20 protein-coding genes and 2 pseudogenes are annotated in these 19,280 nt (G+C 53.9%); 6 read left to right on the top strand and 16 right to left on the bottom strand.

Translation table 11 applies throughout. The features are described 5' to 3' along the window. Positions 1 to 21: 21 nt before the first annotated feature. The 3 genes from QD409_RS07550 to QD409_RS07560 form a co-directional block, all read right to left on the bottom strand. On the bottom strand, positions 22 to 1,014 hold the full coding sequence (locus QD409_RS07550) for a carbon-nitrogen hydrolase family protein (protein WP_430762283.1): 993 nt from the start codon (positions 1,012 to 1,014) through the stop codon (positions 22 to 24). 793 nt (positions 1,015 to 1,807) lie between these two features. Next, positions 1,808 to 2,131: a hypothetical protein gene (locus tag QD409_RS07555; protein ID WP_430762284.1), complete on the bottom strand. Its 324-nt coding sequence runs from the start codon at positions 2,129 to 2,131 to the stop codon at positions 1,808 to 1,810. A gap of 717 nt (positions 2,132 to 2,848) precedes the next feature. Continuing rightward, positions 2,849 to 3,238 (bottom strand): hypothetical protein, encoded by a 390-nt coding sequence (locus QD409_RS07560; protein ID WP_430762285.1) that lies wholly within the window; start codon positions 3,236 to 3,238, stop codon positions 2,849 to 2,851. 110 nt (positions 3,239 to 3,348) lie between these two features. On the opposite strand from QD409_RS07560, the gene QD409_RS07565 reads away from it, so the two are divergent. Continuing rightward, a complete protein-coding gene (locus tag QD409_RS07565; RefSeq protein ID WP_430762286.1) occupies positions 3,349 to 3,804 on the top strand; it encodes a hypothetical protein in 456 nt (151 codons plus the stop codon). Between the two features lie 184 nt (positions 3,805 to 3,988). Here QD409_RS07565 and QD409_RS07570 read toward each other — a convergent pair whose 3' ends face one another. After that, complete coding sequence (locus QD409_RS07570) at positions 3,989 to 4,273, bottom strand: hypothetical protein (protein ID WP_430762287.1); 285 nt, start codon at positions 4,271 to 4,273, stop codon at positions 3,989 to 3,991. A 124-nt stretch (positions 4,274 to 4,397) separates the two neighbouring features. Between QD409_RS07570 and QD409_RS07575 the strand changes: the two are divergent. After that, positions 4,398 to 4,586 (top strand): annotated as a pseudogene (locus QD409_RS07575) (transposase domain-containing protein); the annotation flags it as partial. Between the two features lie 127 nt (positions 4,587 to 4,713). Continuing rightward, a complete protein-coding gene (locus QD409_RS07580) occupies positions 4,714 to 4,998 on the top strand; it encodes a barstar family protein (RefSeq protein ID WP_430762288.1) in 285 nt (94 codons plus the stop codon). A 503-nt stretch (positions 4,999 to 5,501) separates the two neighbouring features. Here the strand turns inward: QD409_RS07580 and QD409_RS07585 are convergent. The 4 genes from QD409_RS07585 to QD409_RS07600 all read right to left on the bottom strand — a co-directional run bounded on the left by QD409_RS07585 (position 5,502) and on the right by QD409_RS07600 (position 8,875). Beyond that, positions 5,502 to 6,008 (bottom strand): hypothetical protein, encoded by a 507-nt coding sequence (locus QD409_RS07585; protein ID WP_430762289.1) that lies wholly within the window; start codon positions 6,006 to 6,008, stop codon positions 5,502 to 5,504. Between the two features lie 86 nt (positions 6,009 to 6,094). Further along, positions 6,095 to 6,871, bottom strand: a complete 777-nt coding sequence (locus QD409_RS07590) for a GNAT family N-acetyltransferase (RefSeq protein ID WP_430762290.1) — start codon at positions 6,869 to 6,871, stop codon at positions 6,095 to 6,097. Positions 6,872 to 6,902: 31 nt separating this feature from the next. Further along, positions 6,903 to 7,787: an ornithine carbamoyltransferase gene (locus QD409_RS07595; protein ID WP_430762324.1), complete on the bottom strand. Its 885-nt coding sequence runs from the start codon at positions 7,785 to 7,787 to the stop codon at positions 6,903 to 6,905. 320 nt (positions 7,788 to 8,107) lie between these two features. After that, positions 8,108 to 8,875: an IS5 family transposase gene (locus QD409_RS07600; RefSeq protein ID WP_430762291.1), complete on the bottom strand. Its 768-nt coding sequence runs from the start codon at positions 8,873 to 8,875 to the stop codon at positions 8,108 to 8,110. A 53-nt stretch (positions 8,876 to 8,928) separates the two neighbouring features. On the opposite strand from QD409_RS07600, the gene QD409_RS07605 reads away from it, so the two are divergent. Further along, positions 8,929 to 9,348, top strand: a complete 420-nt coding sequence (locus QD409_RS07605) for a hypothetical protein (RefSeq protein ID WP_430762292.1) — start codon at positions 8,929 to 8,931, stop codon at positions 9,346 to 9,348. 69 nt (positions 9,349 to 9,417) lie between these two features. Beyond that, positions 9,418 to 9,750, top strand: coding sequence for a DUF6966 domain-containing protein (locus tag QD409_RS07610; RefSeq protein WP_430762293.1), 333 nt, complete (start codon positions 9,418 to 9,420; stop codon positions 9,748 to 9,750). On the opposite strand, the gene QD409_RS07615 is transcribed toward QD409_RS07610, so the two are convergent. The 6 genes and pseudogenes from QD409_RS07615 to aspS form a co-directional block, all read right to left on the bottom strand. Beyond that, on the bottom strand, positions 9,747 to 10,247 hold the full coding sequence (locus tag QD409_RS07615) for an HIT family protein (protein WP_430762294.1): 501 nt from the start codon (positions 10,245 to 10,247) through the stop codon (positions 9,747 to 9,749). The genes QD409_RS07610 and QD409_RS07615 overlap by 4 nt on opposite strands. A gap of 120 nt (positions 10,248 to 10,367) precedes the next feature. Then, positions 10,368 to 11,066, bottom strand: a pseudogene (locus tag QD409_RS07620) (amidohydrolase); the annotation flags it as partial. 170 nt (positions 11,067 to 11,236) lie between these two features. Continuing rightward, on the bottom strand, positions 11,237 to 12,046 hold the full coding sequence (locus QD409_RS07625) for a DUF1963 domain-containing protein (protein WP_430762295.1): 810 nt from the start codon (positions 12,044 to 12,046) through the stop codon (positions 11,237 to 11,239). Positions 12,047 to 12,257: 211 nt separating this feature from the next. Next, on the bottom strand, positions 12,258 to 13,067 hold the full coding sequence (locus tag QD409_RS07630; RefSeq protein WP_430762296.1) for a class I SAM-dependent methyltransferase: 810 nt from the start codon (positions 13,065 to 13,067) through the stop codon (positions 12,258 to 12,260). 174 nt (positions 13,068 to 13,241) lie between these two features. After that, positions 13,242 to 13,919: an HAD family hydrolase gene (locus QD409_RS07635; RefSeq protein WP_430762297.1), complete on the bottom strand. Its 678-nt coding sequence runs from the start codon at positions 13,917 to 13,919 to the stop codon at positions 13,242 to 13,244. Positions 13,920 to 14,184: 265 nt separating this feature from the next. Then, positions 14,185 to 15,585 (bottom strand): aspartate--tRNA(Asn) ligase, encoded by a 1,401-nt coding sequence (gene aspS / locus QD409_RS07640; RefSeq protein ID WP_430762298.1) that lies wholly within the window; start codon positions 15,583 to 15,585, stop codon positions 14,185 to 14,187. A gap of 468 nt (positions 15,586 to 16,053) precedes the next feature. On the opposite strand from aspS, the gene QD409_RS07645 reads away from it, so the two are divergent. Then, positions 16,054 to 16,848 carry a class I SAM-dependent methyltransferase gene (locus tag QD409_RS07645; protein WP_430762299.1) on the top strand — a complete coding sequence of 265 codons (795 nt, stop codon included), beginning with the start codon at positions 16,054 to 16,056 and terminating at the stop codon, positions 16,846 to 16,848. 80 nt (positions 16,849 to 16,928) lie between these two features. Here QD409_RS07645 and QD409_RS07650 read toward each other — a convergent pair whose 3' ends face one another. After that, a complete protein-coding gene (locus QD409_RS07650; RefSeq protein ID WP_430762300.1) occupies positions 16,929 to 17,663 on the bottom strand; it encodes a hypothetical protein in 735 nt (244 codons plus the stop codon). Between the two features lie 244 nt (positions 17,664 to 17,907). Further along, on the bottom strand, positions 17,908 to 19,080 hold the full coding sequence (locus QD409_RS07655; RefSeq protein ID WP_430762301.1) for an MFS transporter: 1,173 nt from the start codon (positions 19,078 to 19,080) through the stop codon (positions 17,908 to 17,910). Positions 19,081 to 19,280: the final 200 nt, after the last annotated feature.

The following is a 19,280-nucleotide window of genomic DNA, read 5'->3' on the forward strand; positions in this document are numbered from 1 at the left end:
CCCACTGACCAGCATGTTTCCTCAGAAATGATTGCGACCGTCACTCCGGGGATCGTCGTTCACCTGGTGGGGAATGTAGAGATCGGAACGAGCCTTTCGTCTCCAAGGCCGCGCCAGGTTCTCCGGATCTGTCTGGATATCAGCAAAGGCGACGCCGGGACTTCCATTCGTTGGGCAAAGAGCCGCCCAGCGGCCATCCGGAGCGGCAATTCCGGAAGGCATGATGACGCTTTGCGGCGCATGTGCTGCGTAGCTTACCCAATATGTATTGCTGGCGGCATGCCCCAACACCTCCGCAGCAAAGGCGGGAGCGGCTTCCGGGAGTTCCCCTGTCGTCGAGAACAGGACGCAATCAACACCAAGTCGCTCGTATTCGAGAAATATCTCTGGGTAGTGAGATTCCATTCCCATGGCGCAGCCAAAGCGAAAGCCGTTGATATCGAAGGTGATTGGAAATTTGCCTGGCGAATACATGAAAGAAATCTTGGTGTGCGACAGCAACCGTTCATCGTAACGGGTAACGATTTCGCCACGATCGGAAATCACATACAGACTGTTATGTGGTCGGTGCGGTGGCGTCAGTTGATGAACCGAACCAAGAACCACCCAAAGCTTGAGATATTTCGCGAGTTTTGCGGTCTCTTGCAATTCTTCCTGCAGGACAGCCCATTGGAAACGGCTCCAATCGGAGGGACCGATTTCCCTCGGGCCGATTTCGGACATGATGCGCTTATGAGGAGAGCATGTGGTGCCTTCGGAAAAATGAACAAGCTGCGCACCTCCTGCCCTCGCCTCCCTCATCAGCTGTCGTATCTCCAACCCGCAGGTGCGAAGCCCTTGCGTATCGCGAGGGTCATTAAACAGGCTAGTTTGGGCCACGGCTAGGCGCAAAGTTTTGGCAATGGGGAAGCTCGGTGGCATACGACGAACATGCATGAGTGCCGTGGTGTAGGATTCGCCGGTTTTTGCCGAGCGGGCACGGACACGGCGCTTGAGATTTCCATTCTTTGTCATTGTCAGACCTTCCCGTTCGAACGAAAGCTCCCCGGCAACAACGCCCAAACGATAGGACCAAGACAACGACCCGAGACGGAAGTCCCTTTGCCTCCGTTGAACGCCATGCTGGGGAAGGCTCTGGGAGGTTTGGCGAAGGTCACGCCGAATGGAAGATTGTTTTGTTGACGCCGATTCGTCAAGTTGCCGCAGCGACCGCATTTGAGAGATACGAATGAAAGAATATTTTAGAAGTTTAGTAGGCGATTTCATCGCGATGGCTTGGTTCGCCCCACCTGATAGCGGAACGGAGAAATTACTCCGCCTTGTCCTATCCGGTGCCTTGATTATCCTCGGAGTGCATTTTTCTTATCCAAGGTTACGAACAAGCTTACAGCGGTGATGGTTCGTTTTTTCGACCCGACGGGAATGGCGATCATTATTATTTCGGCGTGATCGGCGGCTTTGCTTGGATTGCCGTTCTTCTTGGCAATCGCCTTAGAGCTTTGGCATGGGCATTCGTGATCTTTCTCGCGTGGTGGTGCTATGGAACGATCAGCGACTACCTTAAAGACCAATACTAGGTCTTGGGAAAAGACGGCTGTCCCGCCTGTATGGGGTGGGCTGCCGAGCTGCATTTGGGCGCTGGGGCGTTTGGTCTCTGTGCGTTCGTGTTCGTCGCCATTCTTCGATTCAGAGAGACCCCGGATTGGCAGTTTTTTGCTGCACCCGTGTTAGTATTCATGTGGCTTTTCATGGGCGTGGGGCTCGGCTAACGACGGAGCATTGCTACAGAGCTTATCGCCCCATGGTATTAATCAGGGAGCACGACGGACGGTTCACCGCGCAGGTAACGATCAGCGGCAGTGCGCAAGAAATGCTCTGCCTCGTCACGGGGCATATATCCGGCCTGAAAACGCTCGCCGACATGGTAAGGCTCTTCGTACTTCCACTCTGGCACAGCGATGGGGCTTTTGCCGATTGACAAGGACCAATAGCTGCCACGGGCACGAAAATAAAACTCTTTGCCGTCAATGCCACCAAAGCCCTGAACTGGGGTGATGCCTCCTAGCCAAGCAATCACCACCTTGCCGCCGTTGCTTTGTTCGGCCGCTTGAGCCATCTCCTCTTCATACATGTCCAGTGCACCGCGTCCGCCGAGATATACTTTTACAGTACGCCTGTGATTAGCTGGGCTGTCGGATAGCAGTTCACGCTTAGGATCAAGTGGCAGTATGGAGCAGAGCAGCGATTATCAAACCGGCGAGCAATACGCCGACGCATGCGGGTGTCCCGAAATACCGCAAACTCACAAACCATCCCTGACGATGGATCTCGGAGCATCTCGCCACGATTCCCACTCGCAGTTAACCTGCGACCGGACAATGCGATTATTGTCTTTATTGCACACATGAGATTGCTCTCTATTTGTGAAATCCACGAAATCCGTTCCAGACGTATCTGGATATCTCAAAGACCCATGTGAAGCGTAAATCTGGCTGCGGCTTATACGCTTCGTTTCGAAGAAACGGAAAAACATATCGAGAAAATATTCCGGGCAGAATAAATATAAACCATATTACCAGAACATCTTTAGATCTGCTGTAGCACATATAGAAGACCACCAAGGCAACAACAATAATTATTCTGCATACCAAAAGATATAATCGTGTCGGCATTCCTTGCCTTTCCCTCTTACCAACTTGGGCACCCCTTGCGGCAGCCGAACCAGCCACCAGGTTCAGCGAAATGAAGCCAGGATCCGCGAAATTCCTTGGACCTGTGGACGCCGCGCCAACGGGCTCCGATGGCGATGACACAAAACCTACCGGATTCTCAGCGCCCCTACCCGAGGTTAATCGAATAGCCGTTTATCTGGCAAAGGTGGCTGCTGCAACAACGCCACCGTAAGAGAAGAAATTGTCCAGAGAACGCCCAACACGCCGGACACAAAGCATAGCTGAGAGATGCCTGCCAAGAAATTAGCCCTGTTCGGCGCAATGAATTCGTACAGCCAGGGAATACCCGCGCCGACGAAGGGGGTTGCGATCCAGGCCAGCCATCTGACGCCGAGCCGGGCGGCGACATATTCAATTGGCGCGAAAATGAACACGGACATCCCGATTGCAGGTACCACGAGAAATAGGGCCACTATCCAGACCAGACCGCCACCTGCCAACGGAACGAGCACCAAGCCAAATAGAAATATGAGGGCCACTCGCCCGAAAAGTCCGCCAAGCGTCATGTTCGATCACCTCTCCTGCATCACTATTATCCCAGGTGGAGTTGCAATCGCATTTCGTGCACGCGTAAAATGCGAACGATCCGGCGAATGTTAGGGAGATCATAAGGCGTATGGGACTGTTCGACTTTCTAAAGCGCAGGAGAATGCCAGCTACAATCGAAGACGCCATGGCCTCTCAGGCAGCGGATTTTGTGAATGCGTTCTCTCGCCCCGGAGCACCCATCGATGGATCGAAACTCGATTACTCAGAAGACTCGTTGAACCTGGTGGATCAGGTGCTACAGGACTTCTACCAAAACCAGGCACAGCTCCCTGACGACCTTCATTTCGTAGCCTCTGCTTATGTTTTCGAGACTGCGCGACGTCGGTTTGGCGGACGCTATCTTCGCGGCGATCAAGACAACCCATTCGTCCTGGTTGTCGGCGAACCGGATTGTCGTATCGGCGTAATGGTAATGGGAAAAATCAGAGGCCGGACTACGAATGGACCGGAAGACAATATTCCATTCTTCTTTGCAGGTATCGCTCCGCTGGTTGAAGGGCGCAAGGACGCAACGCTCGAATAGGGAGCGCTGCGCCCGGTCGTCGACGCCTTGATTGCCGATCTGAAGCGGTCGATGAAGCTGTTAATGGATGAGACCCGTGCGTAAGCGGTGGAGCGACCACACATGGCTACGAGTAAAGGGCCGCCTTGACGAGCGGCCTTCAAACCACAGTGGCTCTGGATTGTTCGCGGCCAGTTCCACAAATTCACATGCTATCCATAAAGGAGCGTTGGATTAACACCCATGCATCAGGATATGGCTCGTGATCCTGCCTGTGCTCCGTCCGGTATTCGCCCCAACCCTGGAGCTTCCAGTATTTCGTCATGACATCGAAATGGCTATGCCCAGCTACCTCGCCGACTTTCACAGCGCCCTCATTAAGTAGCGCTCTAAAGCCGTTCCCCATGGGACCAGCAAGACAGAGACCGGGTAGCAGTTGACCATCTGGCTCGGGATCGAGCCAGATTTCGTGGATCAGTTCGTTTTCCATTGAGGTGTCTTACTTCATGAACCGCCCTCTCGGAAGAGGCACCTTGGAGACAAAGGTGGCTACAACTACATATGGGAAAGGTTTGCTACGCCCCGAAATTCCACGGTAAAAGCTTATCGATCTGGCTCTGTTTGTGGCCGTTGACGATGCCGGGGCCGAGAACTGGGCGACCATCGCGTCGCTCATCGAGACCTGCAAACTCAATACTGTCGATCCGCTCTCCAATCTAACCGGCACGCTCACCGCCATCGTCAACGGCCACAAGCAGAACCGGATTGAGAAATTGCTGCCGTGGCATCATGCGGTGATATAACAAGCAGCCATAGGCTACGGTTGGTCGCCGTGCTTGGCCGATGTGACGCGAAACAGTTATGTGGCTATTGCCTCCACCGGCGAGAGAACGGGGAAGAAGGCACAAACGAGAATCCGAAGGTTGACTAATGCCATTAATCATAGATTGCGATGGGATCGTGAATGTCGAAGAATTCTGGGACCGGTACGAAAGCTACGTCGGTGCAGAAAGCGCACGTTTCTTTGGCCGTAATCTTAACGCTCTTTGGGACGCCCTGGAGGGCGGAGGACCAGGCTGCCCAGATGCCGCCCATGTCATCTTCAAGAATGCCGCAAAGCTTCGCGATCTGAAAACGCACTCTGGCGATAATTTCCTGGCGATACTTCGCGAAATCACGACCAACGTGTCCAGCATCCGAGTCGAAGTGCTTTAGATCCAAATCAGTCAAGGTGATAGCGGAACGCCGCTTACTCATTGCTTTAGGATGGAGATTGAAATTCGGACCCCTTTCGTCCGACCAGACGCCTAACCAGCCACCAAATCAGCGCAATAACATAGCCGACGGCTATGACTGCTGTTTCCAGCAGTATTGGGAGCACCAAGAATCCATCACCTGGGCCTGGCTCCTCGTCTGGCGCTAGCTTCGGCATGCCAACTAGGTCGAAGGTGTATACTGAGGTTAGCACCCATAGAAACGCGAGCGTATGTGGCAGCCATTTTCGGCGCTCCGCAGCACGCGCACGAAGAAATGCCAAAATCAGCGCAAGGATGTTCAGAGCAAGAATTAGGGGTTGCGCGATAAGGGGAGGCAAAAGGGTGGGGTAATACGGGTCATAGTGCACAATTTTCTCCCGGGGTCTGCTTGTCTGGCATGAGCCGTGCCACGCGTGAGATGACAGATCAAACCTATCGCACCAATCCCTGGTCGATCCTACCTTAAGGAGCTGGCCAATGATGAGAAATTTCCCCATCCTCCTTAAGGCGGGCGTCGCGCAGTCGCCCCTCGCCCATAAGGGTGCCGAATACTTCGTGGTATCTTTGCAAGAACACGCCTCGATCTGAGATCACTTCGTAGCCACCTTCATGCTCCCCGCCACGTCTCCAAAACAACTCACCCTCTCCAGACTGAGAGCGCCAGTGTCCTCGCAGGGTTACTTTATAGGAATTCCCCTCTCGCGAACCGAGCGCAAACGTGCGTCCATGATTTTCGGGCGCAAACCAAAGTGTTTCACCAGTTGCCGGGTCGTCCATGGTCAAACGGCCGCAGGCTGAGCATTGATAGATTGCATGCATACTGCGGTGGAGGTCGTAAATTGACTTCTGATCGGCATCGGGCTCCTCAGCTACTGTGTCCCAATCTTGATCTGGAAGCAGCCAACTCTTGTAGGGCAATGCGTCGGTTTGATCGACGATGATGTTGTCGCAAAGACATCTAAATTTCATGGCAGTTCAGAAGCCTTACTTTCTGATGTTGTGCAGGGTGGCCTGTTCCAGTCGAACAGTGGGCGTCTGTTGGCCGAAAACAAATCTCATACCACGTTGCCAGTCGTCGATCGCTTCACGCGGTAATGATAGTCATAGACGTGGAGATCGAAGCCGCAGCTACGATAAAGCGCAAGTGCGGGAGTGTTGTCTGCTTCGACGGAAAGACAGGATTGTCGAACACCCTTTCCATTGGCCCAATCCTGGAGCGCGGAAACCACCAAACGGGCATAACCACATCCTCGGTGGTCAGATCTCGTGGCTACAGCGTCGACACCCAGACGACCTTGATGAAGGACACCATAGGCCATCGAGACTATCTGTCCGCCGACCTTGAACGCCGCGTAAACTTTCGGCAAGACGATCTTTCTCATCGAGTTTTCAAAAACGGAACGCGCTTCAGCCGACATGGGTTTCGCGATGGTAGCCCATGCATCGAACCACTCGTTGTCTGCGTTGCCGACCTGAACTTTCGCAATCGACGTGTCAGGACTGCGTGCTGTATGTTCCGCAAGAAGAACATGGCTACGCCCCTCGCTCCTATATCCCCTCTCTTCGAGCAACCCATCGATGTCGTCTCCCATGGACAACACCTTGACGATGGTAGGGCGGCCCAGTCTTTGGAAAAGATCTTCACTCGTTTTCAGTACCGTTTCAAAGCGCGATGAGCGAAATTGCGTGGCGCAGATGGCATTGATGCGCCGAACAGGTCCTCCGGAGGCCCGTATCAGCCATCCTTCCATGTACGTTTCGACTGGGGCCGGGCGGAGGTTCAAGCCAACCTCCTCGACCTGCCAGGCCACATCTACCAGAGACCGTTGCATCACTTTACCTCCGCGTCGCATCCAACACACCTCAGTCGGATGGTTGGGACAGCGCCCATTCCATCAAGGCGTTCTGTGCATGAAGTAGGAATGCCTTGGCCGGGCGGCTTTGGCAGGCTCGGTGTAACATGGCATCGGCCGCCACTTCCTTACCCCGCGCGACTGGAGGGCACGGCAGAAAGATCGCATCTTTTCGTCCGCTGTCGAGAAGAGAAGCCGTCACCTGGTAAGGCAAAAACTCGTTCTCTGTCCCGTCACTGGGCCAGGAATCTGTGACGATCACGTCGGCTTCCGAGACGTCGCGTATATCGATGCTAGTCTGGAAATTCTCGTTCAGCAGGTCGGGATCGGTAACGTGCCAGCGTTCTGGATAAACCTGCGTGACGTGAATAGGCATGACCTTCGATGCCTCGACCCAAGATCGAAAGATGTTGGCATCCGCAGCAACTCCGACGACCTTCAGACCGTCCAATGTTCCTCTGACACTCTTGATATAGGCAAGATCGCCGAGCGTCTCACAGGGATGATTGGTCTTGGTTCGGGCATTGATGACAGGCGCTTCGGCTATGAAAGCAAGCTCTCGCAATGTGGCAAGCTCCTTTGTCCGGATGACAAGAAGGTCAAACCAGTTGTCGAGGTATCCAGCAAGATCGGCAGTAGTTTCGCGGACATTGAAGCTGATCGGAGATTGAACGCATATGCCGCCCATCGCCTTCGCGCCAAGATCGAACGCCGTCGTATTTCGCCATCCCGTATCATCGACAATAATGCCAATGCGCTTTCCCAGCAGCGATTGCGGCATGGTCCGCTCGTGCCAATGAATCGCAAGTTGGCCTGCTCGATCAATAACCGCAAGGATGACGTCCAGCGGCAAGGAGTGAAATTCAAGAAAGTCCCTGTTCAGTATAGAAATCATAGTGCTTCCAGGATGGAATTCGACAGGTTCCGAGTAATGGAGGTTCGGCTGCCACCTTAGGAGATTTTGTGCGCTGCGCAACGACCTCACCTAACGTGCTCGGTCAAATACTTAGCCTCCATTCCCTTTGCGGCCATGCGTTTGGGGTCAGGCTCGTTCATGCAAAAGGGTGATGACGGTGAAATAGAAGGACTTCTGACAGGCGGCTGCTTTGGCCGTTAGCAAACTCGCGCCAGACGAACAGCCTCATCTCCGCACTGTCCATAGCCTCTACAATCGGCTCATCGCTTCGGAGGTCAGCCAGCCATCCAACATTCGATTTAGGCTGTGGACTCGTTATGACGGAGTGTGATGCGAATGCAAGCAAGCTTCGTCATTGCGAGAAAAGTCATTCCCAGCTTGTCGTATCGGGTTGCGACCCTTCTGTAGCATTTGAGCTTGTTGAAGAAGCGCTCGATGAGATTACGCTTTTTGTAGAGCCAAGGGCTGAAGACGACCGGCTCTTTTCGATTAGACTTTGGCGGAATGTTTGCCCACGACCGTTCCGCTCTCAACTTTCCGCGTAGCCAGTTGGCATCATAGGCTTTGTCCGCAAGAAGCATCGAACCCGACGGAAGATTATCGAGAAGTTCGTTCGCCGCCGTCAGGTCATGGGCATGGCCGGGTGTGATGGAAATCTTGATTGGCAGCCCTTTTCCATCGGTTAAAGCATGGATTTTGGTTGTGAGACCGCCTCGACTTCTTCCAAGGCAGCGATCCGGATGATCCGCCCTCAACGTTGCGGCTGAATGATGTACGCGAACTGAAGTGCCATCGATCATCGTGATCCCATCATTTGATGCGCTGGTGATGGCGTCCATCAAACTGTCCCATATTCCGGCTTTCATCCAGCGTCGGAAGCGATTGTAGCAGGTGGTGTAGGGGCCATAGCGCTGGGGCACATCACGCCAAGGAGCACCTGACCGCAGAACGCAGAAAATGCCGTTCAGCACGCGGCGGTCATCGACGCGCGGCACGCCTCGTGGCTTGTTGGGCAACAGCGGTTCAATCACGCCCCACTCGGGGTCGGTTAGATCGTATCGGCTCATGCCGACACTGAATCCGATGTTGACGGGTCATGGAAGATGTATAGCGTTGCCATATGAAAGACGACCCTGAGATGCTCCTCCCGGACACACTGCAATCTGCTGCTTGCCGCAGCGGCGGTGAATGGGGCTGGCAACCTGAAACGATACCGCTGGTGATCGATGAAGCCGAGAAATTGGGCCTTTGTAACGTTGGCGGGCAACTGCAATTCCTGATGCCGGAAGGCACCTGCGAATGTTATTGGGTAGAGGTAAATGCGATAAAGAGCGAGCCAGACGGCTTAACCTGGGCCGAGCGCGTCGCCCGCTCCGCAACAGCCGCACGACAGCAGATGGTAGATATCAGCCGTCGCTACGACTTTATCGAAGAAGGGCGAACGGCATTTCCCGACCCTTTCGCAGCTTATGAAGCTACCGGTGGCGACGTCCGCGACTGTATGTGCTTTATTTGGTATTTACAGGCTGACTGCCCATAGTCGCCTTGCCGCCCGTTTATGGGTTCACGACCTAGTTGCAACCATCAAGTCCAGATATAAGATGTCGGCATGAAGCTCCATCCCGACGTTTCCTACTTTGCCGATCTATTGCGCCGCATTGAGAACCATTTAGCAAGATATGAAGAGGCTCAGTGGGCGGCCATGATTGGCAGCAGTCGCGCTTCCGTGGAACGGTCTGATACATGGGGCGTTTATAGCTTTCTGGCAATGTTTGGCGGCATGGGCTCGTTAAGGGACCTTGTACTTCAGCATGACGGCATGATCCTCACAGCCGAGAGCGATGAGCTATATGAAATGTTGGGAGAAGCATGGGAACTGGGGACAAGATTGAAGCGCGAAGAAACCGCCGCAAGAAATAGCGCAAATCCGCCGAAAGATTAGGCGATCCTCCATATCGTATTGCGCAAAAGCTCAATGACTTCGGATACGGACGGCCCTTGAATCGGAGGCGGATCGGGCCGTTCACAGAACTCGCGCCACACGAACAGGGTCATCTCTGCTCCGTCCGTAGCTGTCTCTCCTGGCCCGTCGGCAAATGCTTCTAAGATCCGGTAGCGAGCATCATTCCAGAACAATTCCTCAACCCAGCCATATAGCGGAATCACGTGAAAGTGGATCGGATAACCCGGGGTGTGACCATAGCGGCCGAAATACACCCGCTCAGCCCCCAAACCTGACTTCAACGCGGCCTGCGATTTCGCGAGCAACGGCCCAAGTTCAGCCAAAGCTCCGGCCGAAAGCTCAGCCAGGTCGTTGGTGAAGATCTTAGAACTGATCATCAGATAGCCAGGCAAGGCCGAATTGATGCGATGGTTTACCAGCCAGTCGTCGGTTTCGGCAATTCGGAAGCGTTCGGGGATACTGTCAATTTTGCTCATACCCAAAGCTAGCCGCTTTTGTGCCGGAGACAATGGCCGCAGCTCGCGCACTCCAATCGTCTGACGGTATGCGGATTACTTTGCTGTCGGCATCATTCTAACGCTGACCCCATTTGGAATAACCACCGCGCATTGGCGAGGATGTACGTTGCGAGAAACGATGGTTTGAAGCGCAAGAATGATATTCGCTCCGACAACAAGGGGGTCGATGCTGACTTCCGGGGAAGCGCCATGCGCGCCCTTGCCATCAATCTTGATCCGAAACCCGTCAGCCGATGCCCCCAGCGGTCCGCTGGCTGTCGCGAATTGCCCAATTGGCAAATCCGGCTCCGTATGCATCGCGTAAATTTCGGCAATCCCAAAGCGATCCATGAGGCCATCATCATCCATCGCCTTACCGCCGCCGCCACCTTCCTCGGCCGGTTGGAAAACGACTACCGCTGTGCCGTCGAATTCGCGCGTCCTAGCCAATTCCCGCGCGGTGCCCAACAATATCGCCGTGTGGCCGTCATGACCACAGGCATGCATCACACCCTTTGTCTTTGATGCCCAGAGAACGCCAGTCTCTTCCTCGATCGGCAGTGCATCCATATCCGCCCGCAGAGCAACAACTTTGCCACTCCCCTGCTTCTTGCAATGAATGACGCCCACCACGCCTGTCCGCCCGATACCTGTCACCGCTTCATCACATCCGAACTCATTAAGTTTGGAAGCAACGAGCGCCGCTGTTCTGTGGACCTCGAATTGAAGCTCAGGATGCGCGTGAATGTCTCGCCGCCATTCGACTACATCTTGGTATTCCGCGTCCACGACACCCATTGGCGCTCCTCTTGCGACCCGCTGCTTCAGGTTGCTTTGATGAGAAGGATATGAAAATTCGGGAAACGCGCAATGGCCACCATTAGCGCAGGCCGGAGTAGAGGAGCGCTCTTCGGAACAATTCTGCACCGAAGCTTAATCGATTGAGCATGCCCTTGGCCATGAATTGGTCAGTAGAAGTCTGATCTGATTGCCCAGCCGCGCGGCGTCCGAAATACATATATCGATCCCGAATCTCCAACATGGAAGTGCCCTTTATCAGTACTGTCGACTTGAAGGCAAAACTCCGCGTCTTCAGGCCAGTTTTCGCCTTGAATCCACGTCGGCCAACCGCCCAGCTTTACAGGGCATGCCGCGCGATACTTGTTGGTTTGCACCGCATATTGGCTTTCAAAAAACCATTCCGAATTGCTGGATCGTGCGACGTTAGTCGGGATCTCGAAGGCGATGTCATCCCAGCTTGGCTGCTCCAGCCCACTTGTACGCCAAACAACCGGGAAAGTTGGAGCATCAGCGCTTTCCCGATAACCCGGACCGACCGCCACCAAGTCTGAGATCGTCTCATAGGTGCGAACGGCAAAACCTTTGCCGTTTTCAGCGGCATTCAGGGGGATGTTTTCTAAGTCTATCCATAGATTCAGGAGAGCGAGCCCTGAGAAAACAGGCGGTGTTTCCGGAAGTTCGTCAACTCGGATTTGAACAAGGGGGTGCATAGGTCGCCCCGACTGCTCGCACACTGGCACCATCTCGCCTTCGGCACCGAGAAAGTTTCCTCCCCACCAGCTTGCGGCACGGTTGTTCCTTTGAGGTTTTTCACCGCCGATCTCGCCAAAAACGGCTGGCCGGACCATTTGCTGCAGCGTACGCAAAGCTAACTGCATCTCCTCATCGGTAGGAGAGCCTTTCACCTGCGAAACGTCCGATCCGTCGTGCGGCTCACGAACGCCGATTAGCGATCTAAGCCATCTCAGCACATCCATTCACCTGCTCCCTTCGCAATGTCGTAAAAGGAAAGGACGATACGGCCTCTCTCAGGCCGGATTCGCCAGGCTAATGTCATGTCACAGGCTTGGTGGCAGCCGATTGATCCACAAATGTCTTCCCTTTTGATGTATCGAGCGTCGAGAGCGACAACTTCCAACTCGGCGAAGGCTTCAGCTGAGCGCACTCGTGGCGGGCCATTGTTAATGTTCAATTAGGCTGGGCCGTAACGATCCATATTGCGGCGGTAAGGCGTGTGCTGACTTGGTCGCCAAGGCCCGCCAGAGCTTTTCGTAGCTTCGGCTCCACCGTAGACCGGATGGCCGGGTTCTCTCGGACGATCTTGCCAAGCGGCCCTACTTTGAGCAGTACCCGCGTCATCGCTTCCACGTCACCACTGGTGACGAGTTCTTTGCAAGGTCTGACCGCAACGGCGTCGAATCCGGCGGTAGCAAGGACGGTTTGAACGTGCTGTGGGTCAGAAAAACTGAACGGTCTCTCGTCGACGGCATTAGGAAACCCCGCTGCCTCAAGCGGAAAGCGATCTAATTCGTTCTCGTGCAGAGCCTGCCAACAACAAAAGGCCAGCCGACCGTCAGGCTTCAGAATCCGGCGAAAATTCGAGAACGCAGCAACTGGGTCATTGAACGACATCACGCCAAATCGAGAAAATACGGCGTCGACGCTGTGAGATGGTAGATCAAGAATCTGAGCATCGGATTCGATCAGCGTCACATGACCAAGATGCGCGGTCCTTTGTGCGGCGACTTCGAGAAGCCGCCCTGCGATATCCACACCCAAAACGTGGCCGTTGTCCCCAACTCGCTCTGCCAACTGCAGAAGTGTTTGCCCGGTGCCGCAGCCGACATCGAGCACCGTCTCTCCACGAACCAGTTGCAACTCCTGCATGGCTGTCAGCCCGAGCGAGGAAAACTGGCGATCAATGAGTTCGTATTCTTCAGCCCATGCCTTTGCGTGCAAATAGTGGGGATCGAGTTCGATAGCGTTGTTATCCGTCATACCTGCATCCACTTTTTCATTTCGTCGGCACTTCCTTTAGCCGCGTGGTCGTTCCTGCTGCGGAGGACCGAGTTGCGGACCCAAACGAGCTGGCCTACCGAAGCGGGCATCAAGACAAAGGCTGTGGATGGCGCGGCACCGAGAGTTCATCGCCTCCTCAGCCAAGAGACATTTTCATTCCAGAGTCGTTATCAGGGCCACGATATCACCAAGGGAGCTGCAGGCGCGAGGTGGCTTGGGCAGCTCGCCGGGCCATATCTTGATGTCCCCGAAATACACTGCGCTCATTCCGGCATTCAGAGCCCCCATCACATCGGCGGTCGGATTATCTCCAATGAACACGCATTCAGCAGAGAGTAGGCCCAACCTATCCGCAGCCATTTCGAAAATCTGGCGATCAGGTTTCCGAATACCTAACTCGCCAGATATGAGGGCGAATTCAATCAGGTCAGCAATGCCCGTAACTTCAATTTTCTTCCTCTGTACGATCCCCTCACCATTGCTGATGATCGCACAAGGCAATCCGAGCTTCCGAAGATCTTGGAGAGCCTCGTACGCTCCTAGCATCGGGCGAGCCATCTCGGGATAACGCAAACGGAAATGATCCAGGAGCGGACCGAATGCCTCAGATGGTAACCCGAGTGACGATACGAGTGCAGGATAAAGGTCGGATTTTTTGACGAGACCTTCTTCTTCCAGTTTGAAGTAGCGTGCGGCATACTGCTCTTCAGAAACGGCGTCACCGAATTGTTGAGCGACCAGCTCTCGATACTGCACCTTCAAGAATTTGGCTGCCGATGACCGCCTGTCTACCAGGGTTTCGTCGAGATCGAACAGGACGGCTTTAATCATTTCGCTACCCTAGAATTTAACAACTATTCGCATCGCACAGTGTAAGCGAAGCCGTAACAGACCACTTGGGCGTATTGCAGCCGATTTTTACAGCTTTGAAGAATAAGGAGTTCTGAGACGGCGGCAATGACCACACCAGCGAGTTGCGGCGGAGATCTATCGCCGATCCACCCAACTAATGCGATCATTCCCCCCATAAACTGGCTAAAGAGTGCGGCACATCATTTTGACGTGCCGCTAACTGTTTTCACGTGCCGATCCCAATTTAGGGACGCAGCCGTCTGGGGGTTCGGCTGAGCAGCGTCACCTCTCTGATGCTGGGGGTGTCTAGCATCCGCATTAAGATTCGACCTAGACCAACACCCATGCCTCCATGTGGAGGGCAGCCAAACCTAAAGAAGTTGAGGTAATCGGAAAGTGCGTCCAGTTTGTATCCGCGCTCCGTTGCTTGAGCCACGAGGCGCCCATAGCGATGCTCCCTTTGCGCACCGGTCGTGATCTCTATCCCGCGCCATAGAAGGTCGAAGCCCTTTGTCAGATCGGGCCGGTCATCTCGACGCATGTGATAGAATGCCCGGTGCTTTGCTGGATAATCGGTGATGAACAGAAACTCGTGGCCAGTCGCTTTTGCCATGTGTTCGGCGAGGATACGTTCGCCTTCACTGTCCAAGTCGGCGCGTGTTCCAAGCGCATGTCCCAGCTTTTCGAGCGTTTCACGCGCCTCTTCGAATGTAAGTTTCGGAAACGGACAGCCTGGTGGCTCAATCTCGACGCCGAAATGCTGCTTGATTTCCTCCCCGTGAGCTTCGGCGATGGCGGCAATGGCATGGGTTAGCCAGCGTTCCTCAATTTCCATCAACTCATAATGGCCCTCAATCCATGCGATTTCCATGTCGATCGACGTGAACTCTGTTTCGTGACGGGAGGTAAATGACGGTTCTGCGCGAAAGGCCGGGCCAATTTCGAAGACCTTCTCCATGCCTCCAGCGATCGCCATTTGCTTGTATAATTGCGGCGATTGGGCAAGGAACGCCGTTGCGCCGAAGTACTTCACGGCAAATACTTCCGCTCCGGACTCGCTGAATGTTCCCATCAGCTTCGGTGAATGAATCTCCCGGAAGCCATGTTGCTTCCAGAAGGAACGCATGGCCCCTTCAAGTGTCGTCTGCACCGCGAAAACGAGTTGCTGACCTGGATACCGCAGGCTGACCTGTCGGTGGTCGATCCATTTATCCAGGCCCGAATCCTCTGCTATCGGAAGGCGTGCGTCAGCCAGACCGCAGATTTCTCCGGTCTCGATCACGACCTCCAAACCGCCAAGCTTCACGCTGGGCGCGGCAACCACCCTCCCCGTGACAATGATGGAACTTTCGGGCGTGAGAGCGTCGAGTGCGGCCGAAAGCCCGGCGACGACTTTTGCCTGTGTGAGCTGAACCTTGCCGGTCGGATCACGAAGGACGATGAAGCGCATATGCTTCTGGTCGCGGATGGTTTCGGCAAATCCGCATACCTTGACCCGCTGCCCAATAAGCGAAGGCAGATCGGTGACAAAGGAACGCGTCAAAGATGAAGTATATGACATGACTTTCTCCTGAAAACGGAAAACCGGATCGGAGAAGCCAAAACACCAAGCCCATCCGAAAACCGGCAGGGCTGTGGTGATCAATGAGCTACGCTAGCAGGCGCACACGATATCCACGACCCCGAAGAGGCCGTTATTATTGATCGTGCTTTGCGACAGCGTGCTCATGGCGCACATCTATTCGCAAGAAGATCGACATGTAAATACCAGTCTGGTCCTGTCGGCCTCTCTCTATGGGCTTTCCTGCGGGGCCGGATCGACGATGACGCGATTTCTACGTATGAACCCGTCAATCTGCGGACGCGCACGCTTGCAGAGTCAGCGCCTTGCAATTTTCGGCATTATAATCTAGCTTGCATTTGTCACGGGCCGCCACACGATCTCCCTTAGGAGATGTGTAAAAGGGCGGCTCTTCGCGTTTAATTCGATACTGCATTAGGCAGCCTTCGCTAATGCCCCTTCCCTTTCAAGTATTGGACAATGGCTGCCCCTGGATCAGGTTTGCAAGGCAGTCCCTCCGATGACCACCCATGCATCCACAGGGAGCGAGACGTGACCGCACTTTCCGAAGACGATGTTGCTAGCCACTGGAACAAGAACGCCGATCAATGGGCTAGTGACGTCCGCAGCGGCTACGACGTTTATCGCGAGCATTTCACCCTCCCCGCCTTCCTGAACTTTCTGCCTTCGATCAGCGGTTTGGACGTGATCGATTTTGGCTGCGGAGAAGGATCCAACACCAGGCGGTTCGCATCGATGGGAGCCCGGATGACAGGCATCGATCTGTCTGAACGTATGATCGGCCATGCACAGGAAGCTGAGGCTCGTCAGCCTCTCGGTATCCAATACAAGGTCTCCTCTTATAGCCAGCATACCGGATTCGCGGATGCCTCCTTTGATGCAATTGTCTCCACCATGGCCTTGATGGACGGGCCGGATTTTCCCGCTGCAATGCGAGAAGCGTTCCGGTTACTCCGACCCGGCGGCTTCATCGCCTTCAGCATCTTGCATCCATGTTTCATCACCCCTGGCCTTCAATGGCAAAAGGATGCAAACGGCAAGACAACGGGATTGGTATCGTCGCACTATTTTGATCAGACCAATTTTGTCGAAAACTGGCGTTTCGGCGCAGGCGTGAATAATGAGGACGTTGTTCCCTTTGCAATCCCGCGATTTCCACGAACAATCGGAGATTATTTAAACGGGGTCAGCGATGCCGGATTTCGGATCAGCGAAGTCCGCGAGCCGCGCCCGACTCCACAGGCTTGCGAGGCAATACCCCGCTTCACACGGTGGCGCGATCTAGGGGCGTTCCTCCTGATGGTTCGTGCGGAACGCCCTCTATAGGTAGCAGCATCAACCATTGTTTGGCCGATGGTTTCGCAAAAACCAGGACTTTGACCACTGACCATTGCGTAGCAGCTGCCCTACTGAAACCATCTTCTCAATAGGTTTTTGATCGAGCTGTGCAAGGGCTGACTCCCAAGCGCCTTTTCCTGTTCAAACGGAGCAACCGAAGGCGCGGATTCGACTGTTCTGTAGTATCCATATTCCGATGGCTCACCGTCATCGAAAGGCGACCAGCCGTATTCGGCCCGAAGCAACTCATCAACGAGATAACTATTCACCTGTGTGTCGTCAGCCAGTATGCCGGTCGTTGTATGGCGGAAGAAACGCCGTTCGTCACCGTCTTCGAAACCCTCATCAATAATCTCCTGCTCTGTTAAAATGGCCGGTTGCCATTTTTCTTCGACCGCAAGCGGTGTGCCACTTTCGACGTGCCCTTCATGTGCCGTGTACAATTTGCGTCGGAGTAGTTCCCCGTGCGCAAAAGCGGAATATCCATAAGAGCCACCAGAATCGTAAAGACAAAAGAAGATCATCCTATCGATGGTTGGGAATTCCCTCGAAATCACATGGTAGGAAGTGAGATCGTTTTCGAATAAAAGATCATCAGCGACCTCCGTGTTCATAATACAAGTATGTTTATTCCCGCGATTTACGATGAAATCTCCCTTGTTTCTGGGGTCAAACATCGGATTTGTTAGCAGATAAAGCTTTCCTTCGATTTTCTGTAAATTCAGTTCAAAAGCTCTATTCAAGAGGGAAACATCGAAATCTGCTATCGGAGCAAAAATAACTCCACTTACGGCAATACCCATAATTATCTCCTGCGTCTCCCGACGCTATGTTGCCCGCTCCGCTCATGACCTCTTAGGAAAGAGGTGTTTGGCGTTTTTTCGATTATCTACGAGCTGCAGTAGATATCCGAATAAAAGCTGTGATTGTGCAGACTTAACGGCGTTCCTCCCACTGGTTCGTGCGGAACGGGTCTTACATGCGGCAACACCAGCTATTGAAGGCTGGCAAAAGGGGGGCATCCTGGCTGCAACAATCAGGATGGCTCTAGGACGCGCCTGCCACTACTTCACCTGTTGGACGGTGGCTCCTCAGTAAAAGCAACACGAAGATTGCGCTGCAGGAACAGGCCAACGACAAGATCAACACGCCATCGCTTCCGAAATTAGTCATCAGTGAAATCAGAACGGGAGGCGAGATCGCGGATATCCAATTTAACGGAAGCGCGATCCGTGAGAGTGCCTTTGCAAAGTCACCCTTGTCATAGAAAACGAGCGGAATCGTTGATCTCGCGACGGCAAGCGCCCCGCCGCTTACCCCATAAAGAACCAAAAAAGTGGCAATTGCCGCTGTCGAGCCGTGAGCCAGCAAGAGAATTGCGAGCGAGACGCACAAGACTACCGATGATCCGAAGCCCATCGCCAAGCCATCCCACCTCTTTTCTAGAATGATATTTAGGCCACGCGCACCGACTTGTATGACGCCAAGTGCCGAACCGAAAGCCAAAGCCTGGTTCGAACTCAACCCTTCCGCCTTCAGCAACTCGATCAGAGTGGCGCTAAAGCCGAACGTGATGAAAGCATTCAACGCTATAGCGGCGACGACAAGAAAAAATGTCCGATCATAAAATTTGGCCGAACTCTGAGATACCATCGCCTTGATGTGTAGTGGAGTTTTGCCCCTGCGAGGTAAACCGAAGCTGTAAAGCGGCAAACACACCGTTACCATGACCAAAGCATACACCTCACAAGTACCGCGCCAACCGATTTGCCCCGACAGGAACGACGTGAGGGGCCAGAACACAGTTCCATACAAGCCAGAAACGAGCGACAGAGTGGCAATCGCCCGTGCGGCATTCCGACCGGCGATTTCGTTGAGAAGGATATGTGCAGGAATGGTGAGCGTAGCGCTTCCCGCGACGCCGAGGAGGAACCAACACAAAAAGTAGGCAACTGGCGAGTGCGAGAACGAAAGCAGTCCCAAACCTAACGCCGAAATAACCGTCCCTGCGATCATAACCGGGCGTGCACCAATGCTGGTGAAAAACCGCGAGAGTAACGGGGCGCAAGCGCCCATTGTCACATAGAAAACGGTAGTACCTGCAAACACCGTCGAAATGTTGACGTTAAGATCCGCAGCGACTTCCCGGCTTGTCACCGACAAGAAACTTACCGTGCCCCAACCTATCAGTTGGGCGAACGACAGAACGATCAGCGGCAACAAAATTCTCCTGTCCGATCCGGACTTGTCCATAACTCGCGCCCAGCTTGCAATTCCAAATCATTAGCAACTGGAATCTATCAGTTTTATGACAATTCCCTGAGTGTGTACCTGTGACGAGAGCAAGATGTACCGACAAAGAGGTCGCCCTCGAACTCATTGGACACCACACCGAGCAAAATATCGTTCGCTAGCGCTTG

Origin of the sequence: Rhizobium sp. BR 315 (assembly GCF_050577975.1) — a bacterium.
Lineage (GTDB): Bacteria > Pseudomonadota > Alphaproteobacteria > Rhizobiales > Rhizobiaceae > Rhizobium > Rhizobium miluonense.